Source organism: Parasulfuritortus cantonensis (assembly GCF_004337445.1).
GTDB classification, from domain to species: Bacteria; Pseudomonadota; Gammaproteobacteria; order Burkholderiales; family Thiobacillaceae; genus Parasulfuritortus; species Parasulfuritortus cantonensis.
Genome location: NZ_SJZB01000042.1, coordinates 112,006 through 130,151 on the forward strand (window position 1 = coordinate 112,006; position 18,146 = coordinate 130,151).

Annotated in this window: 18 protein-coding genes; 14 read left to right on the forward strand and 4 right to left on the reverse strand. The window is 66.1% G+C overall.

All coding sequences use genetic code 11. From position 1 onward, the window contains the following. The first annotated feature begins 164 nt into the window (after positions 1–164). The 4 genes from EZJ19_RS11315 (at position 165) to EZJ19_RS11330 (ending at position 4,197) form a co-directional block, all read left to right on the forward strand. Positions 165–1,346: a Fic family protein gene (locus EZJ19_RS11315; RefSeq protein WP_240754748.1), complete on the forward strand. Its 1,182-nt coding sequence runs from the start codon at positions 165–167 to the stop codon at positions 1,344–1,346. Between the two features lie 105 nt (positions 1,347–1,451). Then, complete coding sequence (locus EZJ19_RS11320) at positions 1,452–1,814, forward strand: DUF4870 domain-containing protein (protein WP_131447648.1); 363 nt, start codon at positions 1,452–1,454, stop codon at positions 1,812–1,814. Positions 1,815–1,833: 19 nt separating this feature from the next. After that, positions 1,834–2,586, forward strand: coding sequence for a TlyA family RNA methyltransferase (locus tag EZJ19_RS11325; RefSeq protein ID WP_131447650.1), 753 nt, complete (start codon positions 1,834–1,836; stop codon positions 2,584–2,586). 216 nt (positions 2,587–2,802) lie between these two features. After that, entirely contained in the window at positions 2,803–4,197 is a 1,395-nt protein-coding gene (locus EZJ19_RS11330) for a DEAD/DEAH box helicase (RefSeq protein ID WP_131447652.1), read from the forward strand. Between the two features lie 57 nt (positions 4,198–4,254). Here EZJ19_RS11330 and hemE read toward each other — a convergent pair whose 3' ends face one another. Genes hemE through EZJ19_RS11350 form a run of 4 tightly spaced genes read right to left on the reverse strand, consistent with a single transcriptional unit; the run spans position 4,255 to position 7,832 of the window. Beyond that, on the reverse strand, positions 4,255–5,319 hold the full coding sequence (gene hemE, locus EZJ19_RS11335; protein WP_131447654.1) for a uroporphyrinogen decarboxylase: 1,065 nt from the start codon (positions 5,317–5,319) through the stop codon (positions 4,255–4,257). Positions 5,320–5,352: 33 nt separating this feature from the next. After that, on the reverse strand, positions 5,353–5,661 hold the full coding sequence (locus EZJ19_RS11340; protein ID WP_131447656.1) for a YggT family protein: 309 nt from the start codon (positions 5,659–5,661) through the stop codon (positions 5,353–5,355). Further along, complete coding sequence (locus EZJ19_RS11345) at positions 5,662–7,569, reverse strand: sodium:solute symporter family protein (RefSeq protein ID WP_131447658.1); 1,908 nt, start codon at positions 7,567–7,569, stop codon at positions 5,662–5,664. Then, positions 7,569–7,832, reverse strand: a complete 264-nt coding sequence (locus tag EZJ19_RS11350; RefSeq protein ID WP_131447660.1) for a DUF4212 domain-containing protein — start codon at positions 7,830–7,832, stop codon at positions 7,569–7,571. The genes EZJ19_RS11345 and EZJ19_RS11350 overlap by 1 nt, the downstream gene beginning before the upstream one ends. A 78-nt stretch (positions 7,833–7,910) precedes the next feature. Between EZJ19_RS11350 and EZJ19_RS11355 the strand changes: the two genes are divergently transcribed. From EZJ19_RS11355 to EZJ19_RS11400, 10 genes are all read left to right on the forward strand, one after another. Further along, positions 7,911–8,255 (forward strand): hypothetical protein, encoded by a 345-nt coding sequence (locus EZJ19_RS11355; protein ID WP_131447662.1) that lies wholly within the window; start codon positions 7,911–7,913, stop codon positions 8,253–8,255. Positions 8,256–8,435: 180 nt separating this feature from the next. Continuing rightward, complete coding sequence (locus tag EZJ19_RS11360) at positions 8,436–8,663, forward strand: hypothetical protein (protein ID WP_131447664.1); 228 nt, start codon at positions 8,436–8,438, stop codon at positions 8,661–8,663. 100 nt (positions 8,664–8,763) lie between these two features. Beyond that, on the forward strand, positions 8,764–9,444 hold the full coding sequence (locus EZJ19_RS11365; RefSeq protein ID WP_131447666.1) for a response regulator: 681 nt from the start codon (positions 8,764–8,766) through the stop codon (positions 9,442–9,444). Beyond that, positions 9,441–10,739 carry an ATP-binding protein gene (locus tag EZJ19_RS11370; RefSeq protein ID WP_165873557.1) on the forward strand — a complete coding sequence of 433 codons (1,299 nt, stop codon included), beginning with the start codon at positions 9,441–9,443 and terminating at the stop codon, positions 10,737–10,739. Before EZJ19_RS11365 ends, EZJ19_RS11370 begins: the two co-directional genes overlap by 4 nt. Positions 10,740–10,908: 169 nt before the next feature. Then, complete coding sequence (locus EZJ19_RS11375; protein WP_131447670.1) at positions 10,909–11,175, forward strand: DUF4212 domain-containing protein; 267 nt, start codon at positions 10,909–10,911, stop codon at positions 11,173–11,175. A gap of 12 nt (positions 11,176–11,187) precedes the next feature. Next, on the forward strand, positions 11,188–12,999 hold the full coding sequence (locus EZJ19_RS11380; RefSeq protein WP_131447672.1) for a sodium:solute symporter family protein: 1,812 nt from the start codon (positions 11,188–11,190) through the stop codon (positions 12,997–12,999). 861 nt (positions 13,000–13,860) lie between these two features. Beyond that, positions 13,861–14,523: a hypothetical protein gene (locus tag EZJ19_RS11385; RefSeq protein ID WP_131447674.1), complete on the forward strand. Its 663-nt coding sequence runs from the start codon at positions 13,861–13,863 to the stop codon at positions 14,521–14,523. A gap of 151 nt (positions 14,524–14,674) precedes the next feature. Continuing rightward, positions 14,675–14,992: a DUF485 domain-containing protein gene (locus EZJ19_RS11390; protein ID WP_131447676.1), complete on the forward strand. Its 318-nt coding sequence runs from the start codon at positions 14,675–14,677 to the stop codon at positions 14,990–14,992. Positions 14,993–15,001: 9 nt separating this feature from the next. Beyond that, the gene (locus EZJ19_RS11395) at positions 15,002–17,017 is read left to right on the forward strand and encodes a solute symporter family protein (protein WP_131447678.1); all 2,016 of its coding nucleotides are present in this window, start codon (positions 15,002–15,004) and stop codon (positions 17,015–17,017) included. Between the two features lie 575 nt (positions 17,018–17,592). Then, positions 17,593–18,063, forward strand: coding sequence for a hypothetical protein (locus EZJ19_RS11400; RefSeq protein WP_131447680.1), 471 nt, complete (start codon positions 17,593–17,595; stop codon positions 18,061–18,063). Positions 18,064–18,146 lie beyond the last annotated feature (83 nt).

The window sequence follows — 18,146 nt, forward strand, 5'->3', positions numbered from 1 at the left end:
AATCCCCGCCGAGCTGCTAAAGCCAGCTTTAACAAGAATGGCCGCTGTTAAAAAATAGCGGCCATTTTTTTAGTTGAGTTTTCAATCGAAAAATAAAGGATGGTTTAACAAGAGAAAACGTTATTAAAATAAGACACACTTATTTTTAATAGCGATCGAATGCGATGACCCGTACGCGCATGTCCAGGCAGTCGGGTACCTACCGTCGATGCAATGTCGCCGGAGAAGGCTATCGAGCCTACCTGCCGACACCGTTGCCGCCCACGCCGGGCCTGGCAATCGATACACCATTGCAGGAGCGGCTGGACCGCGCCAACCGGGCCATCGGCCGGCTCGATGGCATCTCTGCGGTGCTTCCGGACACCACCTTGTTCCTCTATTTCTACGTCCGCAAGGAAGCCCTCTTGTCCAGCCAGATCGAGGGCACTCAGTCGTCGCTGTCCGATCTCCTGCTGTTCGAGGGCGAGCAGACGCCGGTAGCGGGCCTGGATGACGTGCGCGAGGTGTCCAACTACGTCGCCGCCATGGACCACGGCCTGCGCCGCATGCGGCAGGACAACTTTCCGCTGTCTTTGCGGCTGATCCGCGAGATGCATGCCATTCTGCTTCGCGAAGGACGCGGCGCGGCGAAGGACCCCGGCGAGTTCCGCCGTTCGCAGAACTGGATTGGCGGTAGCCGGCCCGGCAACGCCCGTTTCGTGCCGCCGCCGCCGGAAGCGGTCATGGACTGTCTGGGCAGCCTGGAAAAGTTTCTCCACGACGACCCGCAACCCACTCCCCTCCTCATCAAAGCGGCGTTGGCCCATGTCCAGTTCGAAACCATTCACCCGTTTCTGGATGGTAATGGCCGCATGGGACGCCTGCTGATCACCCTGCTGCTGTGTGGCGAAGGTGCCTTGAAGGAGCCCCTGCTTTACCTGAGCTTGTATTTCAAAGCCCATCGCGATGCGTATTACGACTGGCTGCAAAGAGTCCGGGAAACGGGCGACTGGGAAGGCTGGCTGGGTTTCTTCCTCACCGGCGTCGAAGAGACTGCGGAAACCGCCACCGAAACCGCGCGCCGCATCCTCGGCCTGTTCGCCGCCGACCGTTCGCGCATCGCAGATGGCAGCAAGTCCGGCGCTACCGATCTGCGCTTGCATGAGCAGATGCAGAAACGGCCCGTCTTTACCGTCGCCCAGGCCATGCGGGCCTTGGCCATGACGGCGCCAACCGTGGCGGCCTCGATTGCTCGAATGGAGCGGTTGGGCATCGTCAAAGAGACGACCGGACGCAAGCGGGACCGGGTGTATTCCTACGCCCCATACTTGGCCATTCTGAGCGAGGGGGCCGAACCGATCGGCTGAAAAGCCGATCCTCGTGCTACCAATCGTCACGGCCATTTGTTTAAATTGGGCCTCGCCCGGGCGTCATCGGCGACGCCCGCCGTCCACGTTGCAAGGGAGATAGACATGGAACCGGAAACCCTCACCGCCGCCAACAACGACGAAAGCAACTGGGGCTTGTTCGCCCACCTGTCCGCGCTGGTCGGTTTCCTCATCCCGTTCGGCAGCCTGATCGCCCCGCTGATCATCTGGCTGACCAAGGGCAAGGAGTCCGCCTATGTCGGCGAGCAGGCCCGCGAAGCCCTCAACTTCCAGATCACCATGGCCATCGTGTTCGTGGTCTGCTTCCTACTGTCCTTCATCGTCATCGGTCTGTTCCTCATGGGCATCGCGGCCATCGCCGACCTGGTGTTCGTCGTCCTGGCCACGGTCACGGCGTCCAAGGGCCAGCTGTACCGCTATCCGTACACCATGCGCTTGGTCAAGTAGGCGGGTCGGGCCCGACGGGATGCGTGCCGACCAGTTGCTCGTGGCACGCGGCCTGTCGCCGTCCCGCACCGCGGCCCGGCGTGCCATCGAGGCCGGCCGGGTCAGTTACCTGCGCGGCAGCGATGCCCTGCCGGTGCGCCAGCCGGCCCAGGATTTGCCGGAGAGCGCCGAACTGAGCCTGCGTCCGGACGCCTCCGAGCGCTACGTCTCGCGCGGCGGCCTCAAGCTGGCCGGGGCACTGGCCCATACCGGCCTCGACGTCGCCGGCCTGGCCTGCCTGGACGTCGGCCAGAGTACGGGCGGCTTCACCGATTGCCTGTTGCAGGCCGGCGCCGCCCGGGTGGTGGGGGTCGAGGTGGGCCATGGCCAGTTGCATCCGCGCTTGCGCGACGACCCGCGGGTACTGTGCATCGAGGGGGTGAACGCGCGCGAGGGGCTGGCGGACCGGCTGCCGGAAGGGCCCTTCGACCTCGTCGTCTGCGATGCCAGCTTCATTTCCCTGACCCTGCTCCTGGCCGGTTTCCCGCCGGCGTTGAAAGCGGGTGGCCGGGTGCTGGCCCTGGTGAAGCCGCAATTCGAGGTCGGTCCCGGCAACCTGGGCAAGGGCGGCATCGTGCGCGACCCCACGCTGTATGTCGAGGTCGAAGCGAAGATCCGCGCGGCCTGTGCCGATGCCGGGCTGCAGGTGCTCGACTTCTTCGCCAGCCCGATCACCGGCGGCGACGGCAACCGCGAGTTCTTCGTCCACGCCCGTTCATCGGCGAACGCTTAAATACTTCTCGCCTTACGCCGGTGACCTGCGTATGATGCGCGCCTTCGTTGTGCAGTAAGCCATTGATCATTCAAGGGACTGCTGTTCTTCGCAGCCCCATCAGCCCCAACCCCTGCGTCCTTGTCCTGTCGGTCGCGTGATTTTCGGTTGGCGCCGATGTCACGTAACCGCCGCCGGCCCGAGCCGGTGGCTCGAAGCTATTTGGAAAGGTAACGCATGAATTTCTCCGAACTCGGCCTCAATCCCCTGCTCGCCAAGGCGGTCGAAAAGACCGGCTACAACGAGCCGACCCCGGTCCAGTCCCAGGCCATTCCCGCTGCCCTGACCGGCGCCGACCTGCTCGTCTCCGCCCAGACCGGCTCGGGCAAGACCGCCGCCTTCCTGCTGCCCAGCCTGTGCCGCCTGGTCGAAGCGTCCGCCGCGAAGGGCTACGGCCCGCGCATCCTGGTCCTCACGCCGACCCGCGAGCTGGCCCAGCAGGTCGAGAAGGCCGCCCGCACCTACGGCAGCGAACTGCGCAAGCTGCGCACCGCCAGCCTGGTCGGCGGCGCCCCCTACGGCCCGCAGCTGAAGCTGCTGTCCCAGCCCGTCGACGTGGTCGTCGCCACCCCCGGCCGCCTGATGGACCACATGGAACGGGGCAAGATCGACTTCGCCCGCCTGGAGGTCCTGGTCCTCGACGAGGCCGACCGCATGCTCGACATGGGCTTCATCGACGACATCAAGGCGATCGTCGCCAAGACCCCGGCGGAACGGCAGACCCTGCTGTTCTCCGCCACCCTGGACGGCGTCGTCGGCGACCTGGCCCGCCAACTGACCCGCGATGCCCAGCGCATCGAGGTGGCGCGCAAGGAGGAATCCGCCGCCAAGATCGAGCAGAAGCTGCACTTCTTCGACGACATGCAGCACAAGATGCGCCTGCTCGACGCCCTGGTGCGCGACGCCGCCATCCAGCAGGCCGTGGTGTTCACCGCCACCAAGGCCGGTGCCGAGGAGCTCACCGACGAGCTGCGCGACCGCGGCTTCCTGGCCGAGGCCCTGCACGGCGACATGCCCCAGCACAAGCGCAACCGCACCCTGGACCGGGTCCGTACCGGCCGGGTCCAGTTCCTGGTCGCCACCGACGTGGCCGCGCGCGGCATCGACGTCGCCGGCATCAGCCACGTCATCAACTACGACCCGCCGCGCCAGGCCGAGGACTACGTGCACCGCATCGGCCGCACCGGCCGGGCCGGCCGCAGCGGTACCGCGGTGACGCTGGTCGGCTTCCGCGAGCGCCATCTGGTGCGCAACATCGAGCGCTACACCGGCCAGGCCATCGAGGTCGTCACCATCCCCGGCCTGGAGCCGACCATCAAGCCGCGTCCCGAGGGCGGCAACAAGCGGCCCTGGTCGGACAAGCCCGGCTACAAGGGCAAGCGCCCGGGCGGCGAATGGAAGGGCAAGCCGGGCGGCGGCTGGAAGGAAGGCCAGGGCAAGCCGTGGGGCGACAAGCCGGGCCAGCGTGGCGGCGGCGACAAGCCCGCCTACAAGGGCAACGGCGACCGCCCGCATGCGGCGGCCGGCCAGCAGCAGGCGCACAAGCCGAAACGCGCCGAGCGGTTCTGGTAAGCACCCACGAAAATGCCCGCGCAAGCGGGCATTTTTCTTTCCGGGGGTTGGGCCCGCTCAGCCGTGATAGCGGCGGCTGTCCGACTTCACCGTCTCGACCAGGGCGGCGACGTTGTCCGGCGGGGTGAACTGGGAGATGCCGTGGCCCAGGTTGAAGACGTGGCCGGTGCCCGGGCCGTAGCTGGCCAGGATGCGCTTGGCCTCGGCCGAGACCGCCTCCGGGGTGGTGAGCAGGATGGACGGGTCCATGTTGCCCTGCAGGGCAACCTTGTCGCCGATCCGGCGGCGGGCGTCGCCGATCTCCACCGCCCAGTCCAGGCCGACCGCGTCGGCGCCGCAGGCGGCGATCTGCTCGAGCCAGAGGCTGCCGCCCTTGGTGAAGACGATGCGGGGCACCTGGCGGCCTTCGCGCTCGCGGGTCAGTCCGGCCATGATGCGGGCCATGTAGGGTAGCGAGAATTCCAGGTAGGCCGCCTGGGTCAGCATGCCACCCCAGGAGTCGAACACCATGACGGCCTGGGCACCGGCCTCGATCTGGGCGTTCAGGTAGTCGATCACCGCCTGGGTGGTCACGGACAGGATGTGGTGCATCAGGTCCGGGCGGGCGTACATGAGCTTCTTGACCTTGGCGTAGGTGTCGCTGCCTTCGCCCTCGACCATGTAGCAGGACAGGGTGAAGGGGCTGCCGGAGAAGCCGATCAGCGGCACCGAGCCGTCCAGGGCGCGGCGGATCTCGCTCACCGCGTCGACCACGTAGCGCAGCTTGTCGTGCGGGTCGGGCGCGGCCAGGGCGCGGATCTCCCATTCCTCGCGCAGGGGCCGCTCGAACTTGGGACCTTCGCCTTCGGCGAAGTAGAGGCCGAGGCCCATGGCGTCGGGCACGGTGAGGATGTCGGAGAACAGGATGGCGGCGTCGAGGTCGTAGCGCGCCAGCGGCTGCAGGGTGACCTCGGTGGCCAGGGCGGGCGACTTGCACAGGTTCAGGAAACTGCCGGCGCGGGCCCGGGTGGCGCAGTATTCCGGCAGGTAACGGCCGGCCTGGCGCATCAGCCACATGGGCGTGTAGTCGGTCGGCTCACGCAACAGGGCGCGCAGGAAGGTGTCGTTTTTCAGGGAGGTCATCGTCTCGTCCATGCGGTGATGACCGCCATTCTATCAGGCCGGGCCGGCGCCCCGCGGCGGCGTCAGCCAGCCTAGGTAGTGGAACAGCATGTACAGGCACAGGTTGGCCAGGATCAGCAGGAACACCGCCAGCCAGGCGATGGCGCCGTCGCGGACGAAGCGCGGCGCGAGCGTCCGGGTCAGGCGCCAGGCCGGCCGGGTGACGGCCTCGAAGAAGCGCCAGACCGCGTTGTCGCGGTAGCCGGGGCCGGCCAGCAGGGCGAGCAGGCCCTTGCCGATGAAGGTGTAGATGAGCAGGCGCAGGATCAGCTGGATGACCTGGAACAGGGCGTTGGCGTCCATTCAGGCCTTGAGCGACGGGTAGCGGACGCTCTCGACGAGCTCCCGGGTGGCCCGGTCCGGTTCCGGGGTGACCAGGCTGACCAGCCAGATGGTGAGGAAGCCGGCCGGGATGCCGAAGATGCCGGCCGAGACGTCGGTGATGCCGAACCAGGGCGTCATGCCGTAGTACTTCACCCCGACCAGGTAGAACAGGGTCAGGCCGAGGCCGACCAGCATGCCGGCGATGGCGCCCTGCTTGGTGGCGCGTTGCCAGAATATGCCCAGGACCAGGGCCGGGAAGAAGCAGGCGGCGGCGATGGAGAAGGCCCAGGCGACCATGGAGAGGATGGTGTCCGGTTTCAGCGAGGCGACGTAGGCGGCGATCAGGGCGACCAGCAGGAGCAGGCCCTTCGACACCGCCAGGCGGCGCGTGGTCGAGGCCTGGCGGTCGATCATCTGGTAGTAGACGTCGTGCGACAGGGCGTTGGCGATGGTGAGCAGGAGACCGTCCGCGGTGGAGAGCGCCGCGGCCAGGCCGCCGGCCGCGACCAGGCCGGCCACCACGTAGGGCAGGCCGGCGATCTCCGGGGTGGCCAGGACGATGACGTCCGGGTTCAGGGTCAGCTCGGCCAGTTGCAGGATGCCGTCGTGGTTGATGTCCTCGACCGCCACCAGGCCCAGCTTGGACCAGGACGCCACCCAGCCGGGCAACTCGACGATGCTGGTGCCGATCAGGTTGGTGTAGACCTCGTACTTGGCGAACACCGCGTAGGCCGGGGCGGTGAAATAGAGCAGGAAGATGAAGAACACCGACCAGAACACCGATTCGCGCGCCTCGCGCACCGAGGGCGTGGTGTAGAAGCGGATCAGGACGTGCGGCAGCGAGGCGGTGCCGACCATCAGGCAGAAGGTCAGGGCGATGAAGTTGAGCCGGGCGGTGTCGCGCTCGGCCTCGGTATGGCCCGGGAAGGGCTCGGCGTGGTGGCTGATCGGCTGTGCCTTGGCCACCGCGACGTCGCGCTCCCGGGTCAGCTGGGCCAGGCTGGCGGCGGCGTTCGGGCCGGGTGCCGCCGCGACCTCGGCGATCCGCCTGGAGAGCGATTCCGCGCGTGCCGCGTAGGCCTCGCGGGCCGCCACCTGGGCCGGGTCGGCCATGATCGCGTCCTCGCGCTCGGTGACCTTCTCCAGCACGGCGCCGTAGACGAGCTGGGGCACCGGCACGCTGGTCACCTGGTAGGACATGTACACGACCGGGATCAGGTAGGCGATGATCAGGATGATGTACTGGGCCACCTGGGTCCAGGTCACCGCGCGCATGCCGCCCAGGAACGAGCAGACCAGGATGCCACCCAGGCCGACGAAGACGCCGACCTCGAAGCTGATGCCGAGGAAGCGGCTGGTGATGATGCCGACGCCGTAGATCTGCGCCGTGACGTAGGTGAACGAGGCCAGGATGGTGCCCAGGACGGCGATGCTGCGGGCGCTGTGGCCGCCGTAGCGGGCGGCCATGAAGTCGGGGATGGTGAACTGGCCGAACTTGCGCAGGTAGGGCGCCAGCAGGAGGGCGACCAGGACGTAGCCGCCGGTCCAGCCCATGACGAAGGCGAGGCCGTCGTAGCCCTTGGCGTACAGGGTGCCGGCCATGCCGATGAAGGAGGCGGCGGACATCCAGTCGGCGCCCGTCGCCATGCCGTTGAAGATGGCCGGCACCCGGCGCCCGGCGACGTAGAACTCGGCCACGTCGGCGGTCCGGCTCATGATGCCGATGCCGGCGTAGAGGGCCACGGTGGCGGCCATGAAGGTCCAGCCTATCCACTGGTCCGGCATGCCCATGTACTCGGCCACCGCCAGGGCGAGGACGAACATCACGAAACCGCCGGTGTAGAAGCTGTAGTACTTCTTGAGCCGGAACGCGAAGGCGCGCGGCATCAGCGGCTGCCCTCCGAGACGCCGTATTCGGTGTCCAGTTCGTTCATGCGTTTGGCATAGCGGCGGATCAGCAGGACGTAGACGATCAGGGCGCCCTGGGCGCCGACCCAGAACGGCAGCGGGAAGTCGAGGAAGCGGATGTCCGCGAGGTCGCGGGCGAACCAGACCACCAGGAAGGTGACGGCGAACCAGATGGCGAGCAGGCCGCCGGTCAGCCTGAGGTTGCGCCGCCAGTATTCGCGATGTCTGTCAGTCAGTTGCACGACCGTTCTCCTTCGTCCGCATGAGTATAAGCCGCGTGGGGGTAATATCCCCGACTTAATGGTTCGAGGAGTGGCGGGATGGAAATCTGGTTTGTCTGGCTGGCCAGGGCGATGTACCTGGGCGTGTTCCTGATCGCCGGCGGCATGCTCTACCGGGCCGGCCGCATCGCCCTGACGCGCGACCTGCGCTACGTCGCCGACTGGCGCGGCCGCACCATGGCCAACCCGGAACGGCATGCCCACCTGGTCCTCGCGGTCAACCTGCTCGGCGGCGCCGCCCTGCTCGCCATCGGGGTCGCCGTCCTGGCCGTCGGCCTGGCCTTCACGGTCTGGACCGGGGCGGCCGGACTGGTCCTGTGGAGCTACTACTTCTTCCTCCGGGTGATCAACGCGCGCGCCGAACGGGAAGGCGCTTCCTCCTGAGGTTTCGTCGTCCCCGCCCGCCTTCAACCCGGGCGGGCCGGAGGCCCGGATGGCGGTCTGCGCGGGCCGTGCAAATAAAACAGGTTCCTTAAGTGGCCGATAAGTCTCGCCGTGGAAAATGGCAACCGTCGCCTGATTAAACCCATGGCGTACCTTCCCGATCACCAAAGGAGATTTCACATGAGCCGTACCCTGATTGCCCTGCTGACCGCCGCTTCCTTCATGACCATCGGTGCCGCCCAGGCCGCCGACAAGGCCAAGGTCGAAGAAAAGCCGGCCGCGACCGAAGCCGCCCCCGCTGCTGACGCCGCCGCCAAGCCCAAGGCCAAGAAGAAGCATGTCGCCAAGAAGAAGACCGAAGCCGCCACCCCGGCTACTCCGGCCACCCCGGCGACCCCGGCCAAGTAATACGTCGGATTTCCGACAAGCGGGGCTCTGCCCCGCTTTTTTTGTGGCCTGCACCGGCGCAATATCGCGCCTTGGTTGAAGCTGAGCGGATGCCTGTCACATGAAACTGCTATTGGCGGAAGACGATCCCATGATCGGCGCGAGCGTCGAGCGCGGCTTGCGCTTGGCGGATTTCGCCGTCGATTGGGTACGCGACGGCAAGGCGGCCGAGCTGGCACTGGATGCCGGCCACTACGCCCTGCTCCTGCTCGACCTCGGGCTGCCGCGCCAGGACGGCCTGTCCCTGCTCAAGCGCCTGCGCGCCAAGGACAATCTCATCCCGGTCCTGATCGTCACCGCCCGCGATGCGGTCGCCGACCGGGTCGCCGGCCTCAACTTGGGCGCCGACGATTATCTGGTCAAGCCCTTCGACCTCAATGAACTGGTGGCCCGCGTCCATGCCCTGATCCGCCGGCACGCCGGCCGTGCCCGCCGCGAGATGCGCGTCGGTGCCCTGGTGCTCGACCCGCTGACCCGCGAGGTGACCCTCGAGGGCCGCTCGGTGACCCTGTCGCAGCGCGAGTTCGCCCTCCTGGAATGCCTGATGGAAAGCCCCGGCGCCGTCCTCTCCAAGGAGGAGCTGGAGGAACGCATCTACGGCTGGGAGGAGGAAGTCAGCAGCAACGCCGTCGAGGTCCACCTGCACAAGCTGCGCCGCAAGCTCGGCGCCGACTGGATACGCAACGTGCGCGGGGTCGGCTACAAGGTGACCGAGCCGCTGGCCCGTCCGCTGGTGCCGTGATCTCGATCCGGCGCCAGTTGCTGATCTGGCAGATCAGCGCCCTGGTGGTGACCGGCCTGCTGGTCAGCGTGATCACCTACGCCCTGGCCTGGCACGCCTTCAACCGCCTGCGCGACGACAACCTGGCCCAGATCGCCTATTCGATCCTGCGCCACGGCGTCGAGTCGGACTCCGGCAACGACGCCGGCGACGACGACGACAAGGGCCAGTTCGTCAGCCAGATCTGGGACGACAAGCACGCCCTGGTCTACTCCTCCATCGACGACGGCCCGCCGGCCCAGCCAAGCGGCAACCGGGTGGTCGACTGGCACGGCGAGGAGTGGCACGTGTTCACCCTGCGCAGCGGCGGCCTGACCATCCAGGTCAGCAATCCGTCCTACCACCGCACCGCCCTGTTCGTGCGCATCACGGCCTGGCTGCTGCTGCCCCTGATCGTCCTGGTCGCCGTCCTCGGTTCCCTGATCTGGACCGCGGTCGGGCGCGCCCTGCGGCCGCTCCGGCGGGTGCGCTACGAGATCGGCCGGCGCGACTTCGCTACCCTGCACGCCCTCGACACCCGGCGCCTGCCGGAAGAGATCGTGCCCCTGGTCGACGCCCTCAACGCCCTGCTCATCCGCCTGGACGGCGCCATCTCGACCCAGCGCCGTTTCGTCGCCGACGCCGCGCACGAGCTGCGCACGCCGCTCACCGCCATCCGACTGCAGGCGCAGCTGGCCAGCCAGAGCACGGAGCCGGAGGCGCGCAGCCAGGCATTGGCGGAGCTCCAGCAGGGCGTCGACCGGGCGGCGCGCCTGGTCGACCAGCTGCTCAGCATGGCCCGCGTGGAGGCGGTCGAGCAGAAGCCGCGCTTCGCCGCCATCCGCCTCGACGAGTTGGTGAAGCGCGTGGTGGCCGACTTCTCCACCCAGGCCGACGCCAAGGAGATCGACCTCGGCGTCACCGAGTGCGCCGCCGCGCAGGTGAACGGCCACGCCGACAGCCTGCGCATGATGGTCGGCAACCTGATCGACAACGCCTTGCGCTACACGCCGTCCGGCGGCCGGGTCGACGTCGCCCTCGTGGCCGGGGACGGCAAGGCGGTGCTCAGCGTCGTCGACACCGGCCCGGGCATCCCGGCCGGCGAACGCGAACGGGTGTTCGACCGCTTCCATCGCCTGGCCGGCGCCGAGATCCCGGGCAGTGGCCTGGGCCTGGCTATCGTCCGCCAGGCCGCCGAGCTGCACGGCGGCCGCGTCAGCCTGGATGCCGCCGTCGCCGGCGGCCTCGCCGCGCGCATCGAACTGCCGGCCGCCTGAGCCACTTTCGGCCCCCATGTAAGGCGGCTGTCAGCCTTCGACCCTATCCTTAACGCGGCCTTAAGGTGGCTTAACGCGTCCTTAATGGCGTCGAAGGGGCCCGTGCCGGCTTGGCATGGCGCTGCAATGAAGGCTTATCGCGCTGTTCGAGGCGAAGGAGACCATAACCATGTCCAAACCCGGGAATTTCGATCCCAAGGCCTACTGGCAGGCCACGCTCAGGTTGCTGATGACCACCATCGCGATCTGGTTCATCGTGTCGTTCGGTGCCGGCATCCTGTTCCGCGATGCCCTCGACGTCGTCCACCTGGGCGGCTACCCGCTCGGTTTCTGGTTCGCCCAGCAGGGCTCCATCTTCATCTTCGTCGGCCTGATCTTCTGGTACGCCAAGCGTATGGACAAGATCGACCGCGACCATGACGTCCACGAGGAATAAGGGGATATCGACATGGATCTGAAAACCATGACCTACATCGTAGTGGGCCTGTCGTTCGCCCTCTACATCGCCGTCGCCATCTGGGCGCGCGCCGGCTCCACCAAGGAATTCTACGTCGCCGGCGGCGGCGTCCACCCGATCATCAACGGCATGGCCACCGGCGCCGACTGGATGTCCGCGGCCTCGTTCATCTCCATGGCCGGCCTGATCGCCTTCCTGGGCTACGGCGGTTCCGTCTACCTGATGGGCTGGACCGGCGGCTACGTGCTCCTGGCCGTGCTGCTCGCCCCGTACCTGCGCAAGTTCGGCAAGTTCACCGTGCCCGAGTTCATCGGCGACCGCTACTACTCGCAGACCGCGCGTATCGTGGCGGTGATCTGCCTGATCTTCATCTCGTTCACCTACGTCGCCGGCCAGATGCGCGGCGTCGGCATCGTGTTCTCGCGCTTCCTGGAAGTGGACATCACGACCGGCCTGATCATCGGTATGGGCCTGGTGTTCTTCTACGCCGTGCTCGGCGGCATGAAGGGCGTCACCTACACCCAGGTGGCCCAGTACGTGGTGCTGATCTTCGCCTACACCATCCCGGCCGTGTTCATCTCCCTGCAGATCGCCGGCAACCCCCTGCCCCAGCTGGGCCTGGGCGGCCACATGGGCGACATGACCTTCCTGGCCAAGCTGGACAAGGTGGTCACCGACCTCGGCTTCTCGGCTTACACATCAGGCAACAAGGCGATGATAGACGTGTTCTGCATCACCTTGGCCCTGATGGCCGGTACCGCCGGTCTGCCGCACGTCATCGTGCGCTTCTTCACGGTGCCCAAGGTGCATGACGCCCGCCTGTCCGCCGGCTGGGCCCTGGTCTTCATCGCCCTGCTCTACACCACCGCCCCGGCCGTCGGCGCCATGGCCCGCTACAACCTGCATGCCACGGTGAACACCGCGGTGGTCACTGGCGGCGACCTGTTCGCCCCCGAGTCGAGCATCGTCGGCGAGTCCCGTCCGGACTGGATGAAGCGTTGGGAGAAGACCGGCCTGATCGCCTGGGAAGACAAGAACGGCGACGGCCGCATCCAGTACTACAACGAGAAGAGCAAGAACGCCGAATTCCTGGCCCAGGCCGAAGCCGCCGGCTGGAAGGGCAACGAGCTCGGTTCCATGAAGAAGGGCAAGTTCGACGCCACCGTGGACCGCGACATCATGGTGCTGGCCAACCCGGAAATCGCCGGCCTGCCGGACTGGGTGATCGCCCTGATCGCCGCCGGCGGTATCGCCGCCGCGCTGTCCACCGCCGCCGGCCTGCTCCTGGTGATCTCCGCCGCCATCTCGCACGACCTGATGAAGGGCATCTTCGCCAAGAACATCTCCGAGAAGACCGAGCTGATGGCCGGCCGTATCGCCGCCGCCGTGGCCGTGTGCGTGGCCGGCTACCTGGGCTACAACCCGCCCGGCTTCGTCGCCCAGGTGGTGGCGTTCGCCTTCGGTCTCGCCTGCGCCTCGCTGTTCCCGACCATCGTGCTGGGCATCTTCAGCAAGTCGATGAACCGCGGCGGTGCCATCGCCGGCATGGTGTCCGGCCTGGTCTTCACCCTGGTCTACATCGTCTACTTCAAGCGCGACGTGCTGCTCGGCATGGACAAGGTGCCCGACAGCCAGTGGTTCCTCGGCATCTCGCCGGAAGGCATCGGCGTGGTTGGCATGATCGTCAACTTCGTCGTCGCCTACATCGTGATGAAGATGACCGCCCCCTGCCCCGAGCACATCCAGCACCTGGTCGAGAACATCCGCTACCCGCGCGGCGCGGCCGGTGCCCAGGCCCACTGAACGAGTTCTACGCAGCATTTCGGCCCCCGCTTTGCGGGGGCTTTTTTTTGCATTCGGAACGGCGGTTCGGAATTGGCGCCGGGTAACAGGCGCCGCCTCGACGGCCGGACAACGGCAAAGCCGTCACCCAACCGCCCCGGCTCTGGGCGCGGAATATATCGCCACCGATTCGCCTGGGGCACCGGCGATCAACCGCAACGTCCACTCGGCGTGGGGCATGGAACTCGGCAGGTGCCGCTCGATGGCTTTCGCAAATTCCGCCCAACCTGGAGATTCTTCGTCGATCTCGAAGATTCGAGCGTCGGCCGCGTGGATTGCCAGACAAAGCGCGTCGCCAAGGTAGCGTCGCGCTTGTAGGCATCCAGGCGCTGCACGTCGATCCACGCCACCCGTTCGTCGCCGATCCGCACGCCATCGGCATCGGCCGAAACTGGCGGAAGTGCGCTGCGCCGTGGCCGAACCACGGTGGCTAGACGCCTGAAATAGCGCGAGATCATTCCCATCGGAACGTCGTCACGAAGTCGTAAACCCCTTGCCCGCCTCGCGCGCCGGCCGGCCGACACCCGGTTCGGCAGATCGTTGGTTGAACGTCACTCTCCTGCGCTCCCCTGTTTGTTTTGTCCAAGTCCGACAAAGGCGAACACCCCGAGCATAGCGCCGGCATCCGGTGGCGGCCATGCTCCGGCCCCGCGTCTGGGATACGGTGCGGGCCGACGGCCGACAGCCATTCAACGCTCTCCGTCGAGCCGGCGGCGTGTTGTGCGGTTTCCCTAGGTTTTCTTGGCACGATGTTGAACGCGACGGAGGGCAGGGCGGAACGGCTGATATACAGTCGCAGCAATCGAACTCCGGGGTCGCATCATGTATCACCGTGCAGGCATCCTACTCATCGTTCTCGGCCTGGCCTTGGCGGGTTGCGCATCGCAGCGGCCGTCGGTCTTGCGGGACCTGGACCGCAACCCACCGGGGACGCTCAGGCTGATGCAGGTCCGCGCCATCGCGGACAAGGACGCCCTGGCGGCCGACGACGCCTACGCCCGCCTGATCCGCAGTTCGTTCCAATTCATCTCCCCGTTCTGGAAGGCCGACGAGGAGCGCCAGGGAATCTTCGCCGAGCTGCACGGCGCCGGCCTGTCGGACGCCGACCTGGCCCAGGGGGCCGTGGCGATCGGCAACGTCTATTGTTGCGGCGGCCCCTACGAGTTCATCTACCGGGTTTTCGCCTACCTCCCGGCCACCGTCGAGGTTCATGAGTACGACACCGTCGAGGTGCGGCTCGGCCGCGAGCCGGGCAAGGCCGGGGCCGCCGAGGCGAACCGGGTGACGCGCCGGGTGCACCGCTACAAGCAGCCGCCCTACAACTGCGCGTGGCAGCCCGACAACCCGCAGTACTGGACCCGCATCCTGTACTGCGACGGCCTGAAGGAAGATGGCTGGGCCCTGTACCGGCCGCTCTGGCGCGAGTATGGCCACACCTGGCGCAAGCTGCCGCCGGGGCCGGGCGCCCACCAGCCGGAGCCATAGCGGGCTCCGGGCCTGCTCGCCGCCCAATCCCATTTTCAGGGCGCGGGTAAGCGATTCTTAAGTCTTGGTCAGGGCTTTGTAAGTCCACCGGAATACGATGCGCTGCCCCCCGTCCCGGGGACGGTGCCATTGCTTAAACCGGAGCCAAGAAATGTCCAAACGAGAGATGAACTGGGCGGCGATCGACGCGGACCCGCGCTTCCAGGCGCTGCACGCCAAGAAGACCCGCTTCCTGTGGAGCCTGATGATCATTTCGATGATCTATTACTTCCTGCTGCCGTTCGGCACCGCCTATTTCGGCGACCTCTTCAAGATCCAGGTATGGGGTCCGATCAACGTCGGCCTCGTGTTCGCCCTGTCCCAGTTCATCGTCGCCTGGGCCATCGCCTGGATCTACGCCCGCCGTGCCAACAGCGAGTTCGACGCCATGGCCCAGGACATCATCAACGACGCGCACAACATCAAATAAGGACACGTCATGAACCTGAAGCACATCATCGCTTCCGCCGGCCTGGCCCTGGCCAGCGCCTCCGCCTGGGCGGCTGACGGCGGTGCCGTGGCCGACGAGTGGAAGTGGCTCACTTTCCTGGTCTTCGGCGGCATCATCGGCCTGACCATGTACATCACCTGGTGGGCCGCCAAGCGCGTCCACTCGGCCAGCGAGTTCTACGCCGCCGGCCGTTCCGTGTCCGGCTTCCAGAACGGCTGGGCCATCGCCGGCGACTACCTGTCGGCCGCCTCCTTCCTCGGTATCGCCGGCCTGATCGCCCTGTACGGCTACGACGGCTTCATGTACTCGGTCGGCTTCCTGGTCGCCTACATCACGGTGCTCCTGGTCATCGCCGAGCCCTGCCGCAACATCGGCAAGTACACCCTCGGCGACATCCTGGCCTTCCGCAACAACCCGAAGGCCTCGAAGACCATCGCCGCCATCTCCACCATCACCGTGTCGATCTTCTACCTGACCGCCCAGATGGTGGGGGGCGGCGTCCTGGTGAAGACCCTGATCGGCATCGACTACGAAGTCTCGGTCATGGTCGTGGGCGCCCTGATGCTCGCCTACGTCGTGTTCGGCGGCATGGTCGCGACCACCTGGGTGCAGATCGTCAAGGCCATCCTGCTGGTGATCGCCTCCATCGTCCTGGTCGCCCTGGTCTGGGCGCCCTACGGCTTCAGCCTGCCCGGCTTCCTGGACGGCGTGGTGCACGACGAAGGCGTCCAGAAGCAGGTCGCCAAGCTGCTCGGCAACGCCGCCGCCAACATGACGCCGGAAGAACTCGGCCAGCGCTTCCTCGAGCCCGGCCTGTTCCTGAAGAACCCGATCGACCAGATCTCCCTGGGCATGGCCCTGGTGCTGGGCACGGCCGGCCTGCCGCACATCCTGATGCGCTTCTTCACCGTGCCGAACGCCCAGGAGGCCCGCAAGTCCGTGGTCTGGGCCATGGGCATCATCGGCGGCTTCTACGTCCTGACCCTGTTCCTGGGCATGGGCGCGGCCATCCACGTCGGCCCGACCAACATCTCCGCACTCGACAAGGGCGGCAACATGGCCGCGCCGATCCTGGCCCAATACCTGGGCGGCGGCGCCGACTCCATGCTGGGCAACTTCTTCCTCGCCTTCGTCGCGGCCGTGGCCTTCGCCACCATCGTCGCGGTGGTGGCCGGCCTGGTCCTGGCTTCCGCCTCCGCCATGGCGCACGACATCTACGTCGGCGTCATCCGGGGCGACCACGCCACCGCCGAGGAACAGGTCAAGGCCGCGCGCATCTCGTCCGTGATCGTCGGCATCGTCGCCATCATCATCGGCATCGCCGCCAAGGGCCAGAACGTCGCCCACCTGGTCGGCATGGCCTTCGCGGTGGCCGCCTCCGGTAACCTGCCGGCGGTGTTCCTGACCCTGTACTGGAAGAAGTGCAACACCGGTGGCGTCGTCCTGGGCATGCTGGTGGGCTCCTTCTCCGCCATCGCCCTGGTGATGATCTCCCCCAACATGACCTACCCGGCCAAGGTCATCGCCGACGCCAAGGCCGTGCTGGACGGCAGCCCGGCCAAGGCAGCCGTCGAGGCCAAGGTCAGCCAGGGCTTCGTCTGCGAACTGTTCGCGGTGTGCCAGAACGCCGAGCCGGCCAAGCCGGCCGTCGAGGCCAAGCCGGGCGCCCTGGAGAAGCTCGCCAAGCTGCAGGCCAGCCTGCCCACCCTGGCCGACCCGGCCGAGCTGGAGAAGGCCAAGAAGGACCAGGCCAAGCTCGAGAAGGACATCGCCAAGGCGCAGGAAGACCTCAAGAAGATGGAAGGCCAGACGACCAGCCTGATGGGTCTGGAGAAGCCCTTCTTCCGCCTCAAGAACCCGGGCCTGCTGTCCATCCCGCTCGGTTTCCTGTGCGTGATCCTGGGTTCCCTGGCGTTCCGCGACAAGCGTTCGGAGGAGATGTGGGACGAACTATACGTGCGCCAGAACACCGGCATCCATGCCGAGGGCGCCACAGCGCATTGACGTGAGCAGCACATCCGTCCGGCTCCGGACGGCTATCGAGCCCCCGCTTCGCCGGGGGCTTTTTTATCTGGGACGGACTGTTGAAACCGGCGGTTTCGGATGGGCCGCGGACCAGCTGTTGAGAACAGGTTTTCGATGTCGGAGTTGCCGTTCTGGCTATGGCTCAGATGAGCCTGGAAGAGACGCTGGTAGCGGCGTCAACGTACTTCCGCACCCGGCCACAAGTTGCTATACACAGTTCCAGCGCAATGTACACATTGGCAAGGATGCCAGCCTCATCGGCGGAACTTAGAAACCGACACCTAGACAACGCGCCACACCCGTCGACAACCACTCCCCCAACCCATGTGGTTATAACTTTCGGCCGATTGTTGCTTCCTTGGTTAGGCATACAATCGTAGCAAAACTCGGCAGGCCGGCATCCGGCTTTAGTGCCGTGCATACAGATACAGGGAGTTTAGAAATATCAACAAGATCAATTGGATATGGCGCATTTTGTCCTGTCTCAATATTAAAGAATGTCCGGACGGATGCGTCTCTCCATAAATAGTTAACCAGACGATCCAGGAGGAACAATGCCCACAATCACACTTGCTCAACTTCAGAAGTTCGAAGGCAAGAGGATCGACGCCATTTGCGATTGCGCATACCACAACAATGCCGAGAACCACTGCGCTCATTTCGTCAGTCACGCTCTGGGCTTGCACTTCGGCTTCACGTGCAAGAACATGACAGGGAAGGGGGCCAAGGGCGCCAACATCCGGGTTCATGAAATCTTCCCGCGCTGTCGCCAAGTAGGTAAATGGAGCGACCGCCCAGTTCATCTAACGGTGTGTCTGGCATTTGTGACATCTGAGAAGAACGTCAACCTCGCGACCAAGCAGATGGTCAATTTTCCGAAAAAGCACATCGGAATCTACAATTCAGGGAGCATCTGGCATTACTCCAACACGGCCGACAAAGTCGTGAAGCAGTCGCCGGAGCAGTTCGCACGACACTATGCAGGGTCTGACATTGGATTGTTCTACGGGGAGATTCCAACATGAAGGTGAAGTGGGGCCTGTTGTGTGTCGCATGGCTTGCGCTAGCGGGATGTGGCCCTTCGCCCGCTCCGCCACTTGCGGTCACA